Below are 647 nucleotides of genomic sequence, written 5' to 3' on the forward strand. Positions count from 1 at the left end.
AGCGTGGTCTTGCCGTGGTCAACGTGACCGATCGTGCCCACGTTCACGTGCGGCTTGGTCCGCTCGAATTTACCTTTGGCCATTTTCGACTCCTAACAGGATTTTCGCACCTTGCGCCGCGCGCAACTTACTAGACTGATACAGCTGGTGCCCATGGGCAGGATCGAACTGCCGACCTCTCCCTTACCAAGGGAGTGCTCTACCACTGAGCCACATGGGCACTACAAAATCGACACTGGAGCGGGTGAAGGGAATCGAACCCTCGTCGTAAGCTTGGAAGGCTTCTGCTCTACCATTGAGCTACACCCGCGAGGGTTGGATTCCCTTACCGCTTGAATTCTGGTGGAGGAGGTTGGATTCGAACCAACGTAGGCGTAAGCCAACAGATTTACAGTCTGCCCCCTTTAGCCACTCGGGCACCCCTCCGCAGAGAACTATCGATTATGGGGTAACAACACGCCGTTGTCAAGCGTTTCTTACGACCCGAAAAATTCGAGGCTCTCACTTATAGGTGAGACGAAAAACGCAAAAAGCCCCAACTCGTTGGAGTTGGGGCTTTCGCTTGCTTTCAGCATGAGGAGCCTGACGATTACCTACTTTCACACGGGTATCCGCACTATCATCGGCGTGGAGTCGTTTCACGGTCC

1 protein-coding gene and 3 tRNA genes are annotated in these 647 nt (G+C 54.1%); all 4 read right to left on the reverse strand.

Annotation, left to right across the window (positions count from 1 at the left end; genetic code table 11):
• A partial coding sequence (locus tag NCS67_RS12005) for a GTP-binding protein (RefSeq protein WP_042615313.1) occupies positions 1-83 on the reverse strand: 83 nt, incomplete at its 3' end.
• Between the two features lie 62 nt (positions 84-145).
• Positions 146-220 (reverse strand) — tRNA-Thr (locus NCS67_RS12010).
• 16 nt (positions 221-236) lie between these two features.
• Positions 237-310 (reverse strand) — tRNA-Gly (locus NCS67_RS12015).
• A gap of 30 nt (positions 311-340) precedes the next feature.
• A tRNA-Tyr gene (locus tag NCS67_RS12020) sits at positions 341-426 on the reverse strand.
• Between the last annotated feature and the right edge of the window lie 221 nt (positions 427-647).

The organism is Caballeronia sp. ATUFL_F2_KS9A (assembly GCF_023630765.1).
Lineage (GTDB): Bacteria > Pseudomonadota > Gammaproteobacteria > Burkholderiales > Burkholderiaceae > Caballeronia > Caballeronia zhejiangensis.